Source organism: Candidatus Neomarinimicrobiota bacterium (assembly GCA_034716895.1).
Classification (GTDB): domain Bacteria; phylum Fidelibacterota; class UBA8477; order UBA8477; family JABMPR01; genus JABMPR01.
This window is the reverse complement of the sequence record JAYEKW010000068.1, coordinates 1-3,889: the sequence shown is the minus strand read 5'-3', so window position 1 is coordinate 3,889 and position 3,889 is coordinate 1. Positions and strand designations below refer to the sequence as shown.

At 45.1% G+C, this 3,889-nt stretch carries 5 protein-coding genes and 1 tRNA gene; 5 read left to right on the top strand and 1 reads right to left on the bottom strand.

The annotated features are described in order from the left end of the window. The 5 genes from U9Q77_04765 to U9Q77_04745 form a co-directional block, all read left to right on the top strand. Positions 1 to 604 (top strand): YigZ family protein (locus U9Q77_04765; GenBank protein ID MEA3286668.1); only part of this gene is annotated, 604 nt, incomplete at its 5' end. A 400-nt stretch (positions 605 to 1,004) separates the two neighbouring features. Beyond that, the gene (locus U9Q77_04760; protein ID MEA3286667.1) at positions 1,005 to 1,733 is read left to right on the top strand and encodes an Omp28-related outer membrane protein; all 729 of its coding nucleotides are present in this window, start codon (positions 1,005 to 1,007) and stop codon (positions 1,731 to 1,733) included. A gap of 83 nt (positions 1,734 to 1,816) precedes the next feature. Beyond that, positions 1,817 to 2,302: a tRNA adenosine(34) deaminase TadA gene (tadA, locus tag U9Q77_04755; GenBank protein MEA3286666.1), complete on the top strand. Its 486-nt coding sequence runs from the start codon at positions 1,817 to 1,819 to the stop codon at positions 2,300 to 2,302. A 160-nt stretch (positions 2,303 to 2,462) separates the two neighbouring features. Further along, positions 2,463 to 2,549: transfer RNA gene (locus U9Q77_04750), tRNA-Ser, on the top strand. A gap of 546 nt (positions 2,550 to 3,095) precedes the next feature. Continuing rightward, a complete protein-coding gene (locus U9Q77_04745) occupies positions 3,096 to 3,392 on the top strand; it encodes a hypothetical protein (GenBank protein MEA3286665.1) in 297 nt (98 codons plus the stop codon). A gap of 117 nt (positions 3,393 to 3,509) precedes the next feature. Here U9Q77_04745 and U9Q77_04740 read toward each other — a convergent pair whose 3' ends face one another. Further along, complete coding sequence (locus U9Q77_04740; GenBank protein ID MEA3286664.1) at positions 3,510 to 3,797, bottom strand: hypothetical protein; 288 nt, start codon at positions 3,795 to 3,797, stop codon at positions 3,510 to 3,512. Between the last annotated feature and the right edge of the window lie 92 nt (positions 3,798 to 3,889).

The following is a 3,889-nucleotide window of genomic DNA, read 5'->3' as shown; positions in this document are numbered from 1 at the left end:
CTGGTTTCAACCAACTGAGATTTGTGAACACCAAACCAGGATCAAGGCTTCCCGCTTTATCGCAGAACTTTTCCCTGTCAAGAATGAGGATGAAATTCAGAATCATCTGAATGAAGTAAAAAAGCGAGAATACAATGCGAATCATCACTGTTTTGCCTGGCGTCTGGGCGTAGATGATGATGAAATCTGGCGGGTTAGTGATGATGGTGAGCCGGCAGGGACAGCAGGAAAACCGATCTATCAGGTCCTATATGGAGCCAGACTCACCAATGTATTGGCAGTGGTTACTCGCTACTTTGGTGGCACCAAGCTCGGCAAGGGAGGTTTGATGAGAGCCTACGGCGGTGTAGTACATGAAGCCTTACCGTTACTAAAGAAAAGGGGCTTTATCCCGCGTATGATGCTTGAATGTCACTGTGATTTTGAGCATGCCAATCTGGTTTATCGTTTGATTGAAACTTACGGTGCCCAATTGAGAGACCAGGATTATTCAGAGGGTGTCACGATTCAGTTAAGTATCAAAAAAGATCGAGCTGATCAGTTCTCCTGGGATCTCCACGAACTTTCCAATGGTTTGATCAAGGCTCATCCCCTAACTCCCTAATTTCCAAACCCTGCCAATCCTCGGTCCTTCGATACAATCCTCGTTTCACTTGGATCACTCAGGGTCCTTTCTCCTCCAAACCTCCTAACCCCCAAACCTCCAAACCTCCAAACCCCCAAACCCCCAAACTAAACAAACTTCTAACAATAATATTCATCCTTGGCAACTATTAGAGCCTCATCTATATTCGGCGAAAATTTCTTAGGAGACCATAATGCGCAAATTCTTAGCCTTTATTTTAACCACGCTGATTCTGTTTACTTTTGGATATGGAAGCGAACGACTTGTGCTTCTAGAATATTTTACCAATGCCGGCTGAACTTACTGTGGCCCCGTAGGGGTCTACCTGGACGGGCTCCAGGATGATCATCCAGAAGTATTTACAACCATTTCATACCATATGTCTTGGCCAAATCCAAGCGACCCATATTACGCTTATAATCCAGGTGAGGCGAATACACGACGCACCTATTATAGCGTTACGGGGATACCAGATGCAGCTTTTGATGGCACAAGCGGCTATCCTGGATCTCCAAACGGTTGGAATTTCATAAATGCCGCATCCAATGTTGATCCGACTGTTTCAATTGAGGTAACGGGGTATTACGATGATATAGGTCGTGAAGGAGAAATTTCGATTAGCGTCACTCCACTGGGAACAACCAGTGGTAATCAATCTCTTCACGTTGTCCTAACTGAAAGTGGACTTTCCTATGGTGGCTCAAACTATGAGAATGTCATGAGAGACATGATTACCGGTGGGAGTGGCACTTCAATCTTGTTGACAACCGGTTCAATCGAATTAACTGATATAAATTTTTTAGTTCCAGAACCTATCGCCGTGGAGAATGCAAAACTGGTGATTTTTGTGCAAAATCATACAACAAAAGTGGTTCATAATGCCCACATGGTCCCAGTACTCTCCATCCTGGCTGATTGTGACAATGATCTGGGAGACATCATTGATTTTGGAGCTATTAATGTCCAGGATTTGGTGAAACTGGTTTCTATTATCATGGGAACTGATACTGAATCGGATTATTGTCAATTGGCAGCAGCTGATGTGAATGAAGACGGCAATGTTAATATTCAAGATGTAGTGCTCCTGGTGGAGATGATCCTGGGGTAAATATTTCTGGTAATTTTAGTTTAAAAAGCGCGGATTTCGATCCGCGCTTTTTTATTTTCCAGGAGTGTTGGAAAGGACAAACTATGTACGGAAGCTCTTTATTAAATACTGATTCCCATGCACACTGGATGGAGGCCGCTTTCCATGAAGCCGAAAAAGCCTACGCAGCCAAGGAAATTCCTGTGGGGGCAGTGGTTGTCTTGAACAATCAGATCATTGGTCGTGGACATAACCAGCGGGAAGGTTTAAATGATCCAACTGCTCATGCTGAGATGTTAGCCATAACAGCGGCCGCGAATTCAGTGAAGGATTGGCGACTAAAAGATACTACAATTTATGTTACGCTTGAGCCCTGTCCCATGTGTTCCGGTGCGATTCTAAATGCCCGGATTCCCAGGGTTGTATTTGGTGCTGATGATCCGGAGCATGGAGGTTGCGGAGGTGCTGTTCAACTCTGTTCAGGTAAATATTTGAATCACAAAGTTGAGATAATCGGAGGTATTCTGGAGACCAGATGTAAGGGTATTCTGGATAGTTTTTTCAGAGAGAGCCGTTCCACAAAAAAATAGGTATAGGGTCTTAAGGCATTGCTGCCTTATTGGTCACATTTATATTCAATCGCAATTCACCAGTTGGTGATGGTCAGGATGGGCAGGTTCGCCAACCAAAGTTCGGAGAGCGTTGGTTGGCAGAGTCAAAGTCCGATTTTACACCTGATATTTGATTATTGGAGAGGTGGCAGAGTCTGGTTGAATGCACTGCACTCGAAATGCAGCGTACCTTCGGGTACCGGGGGTTCGAATCCCTCCCTCTCCGCTCTAGTTTTACAATAACTTAGGTATCCTCAATGCAGTGATAAGTTAGTGCACACAGTGGCACTTATTGAGACATTTCACGCCACCACATGCCATATTCTTTGACACTATTTTGACACACTATTGATCTCATGTTTGCTTTACAGAAGGATATCCATTAGCTGGGTAGAGGTACAAGAGGTGTTGGCTTGTCTTTTTTACAAAGACCATCCCATTCCTAAGAGGAAGATTAAAGAATCACAGATTCCGATCTCGTGGTCATATATGAGTAGCTTTTTCTACTCAGTCCCAACCTGGAAAATCCGGAGGACTTCGGACACCGATTCCGGAAGTTACCGGACACCGATTCCGTTTTTTACCGGACAGTGATTCCGGAAGATATCGGACACTTTCGAGGTGTCAATATTTAAAACCCCCTTGGCGATCTCATTAGGGTTGCCAGTCTCCTGTTCAGGGTGAACATGTCCTCTTTTAAATAAAGAGGATATCTATGAGAAGAAAGACACTCAAGAACAGCCCGCCTCATCGCTGGGCAAGGAGATTAAAAATGAAACATATCCGCAAGATCATAGAGCTGCATGAGCTGACAGGTCTATCAGTTCGTACGATCAGGAATGCTCTGAATTTGCCTCGATCCACAGTCAACGACCACCTCAAGGCCTACAAAGCAAGTGAGCTGCGCCTGGATCAGATCCAGACGCTGAATGATGATCAGATATACACGGCCCTGTTTGGTGAAAAGCCCAAGGGTTCAAGCCGACCATTGCCAGACTTCAGCAAGATGCATACCGAGCTGAAAAAGAAACATGTAACCCGTTCCCTGCTATGGGGGGGAATACCGTGAACAACATCCCGACGGGCTGGGATACTCCCAGTTCTGTGAGCACTACCGCCTCTGGTCAAAGAAGGTGAGCATCAGTATGCGTCAAGTGCATAAAGCTGGTGAGAAGATGTTCGTTGATCACGGTGGGCACTTCAAAATGGGCCACCCTGCTCCGTGGGCACTTGTTACCCCCCTCAAGTGGCCCAGTTTGACTTGACTTTTCAACATCAGAAGTGCTGTGGTAACTGGTGGATTGATCAATACTGTCAGCTGATAAAGCTGTTTGCTCTCGTTCCCATTTCTTGCGATAGATTGAAATTGTATCACGGTGTATACCGGTGGTTCTATTGATCTTACGGTTACTCCAGCCCAGTGTGATAATCGTTTGACCATGTCTTGTTTTTCCATCTTTAGAGTATTTCCCATCTATTTGGCTCTCCTTGTTTTTACAAAGAAAACCTAACGGTTTTTCGCTCTAAAGGTGGCCTGTTTTCAAGTGCCCCTTAGTGGCCCACTTT

Excerpts from the sequence above, each read along its gene's own strand:
- U9Q77_04760 (MEA3286667.1), top strand. The coding sequence starts at position 1,005 with ATGTCTTGGCCAAATCCAAGCGACCCATATTACGCTTATAATCCAGGT.
- tadA (MEA3286666.1), top strand. The coding sequence starts at position 1,817 with ATGTACGGAAGCTCTTTATTAAATACTGATTCCCATGCACACTGGATG.
- U9Q77_04745 (MEA3286665.1), top strand. The coding sequence starts at position 3,096 with ATGAAACATATCCGCAAGATCATAGAGCTGCATGAGCTGACAGGTCTA.
- U9Q77_04740 (MEA3286664.1), bottom strand. The coding sequence starts at position 3,797 with ATGGGAAATACTCTAAAGATGGAAAAACAAGACATGGTCAAACGATTA.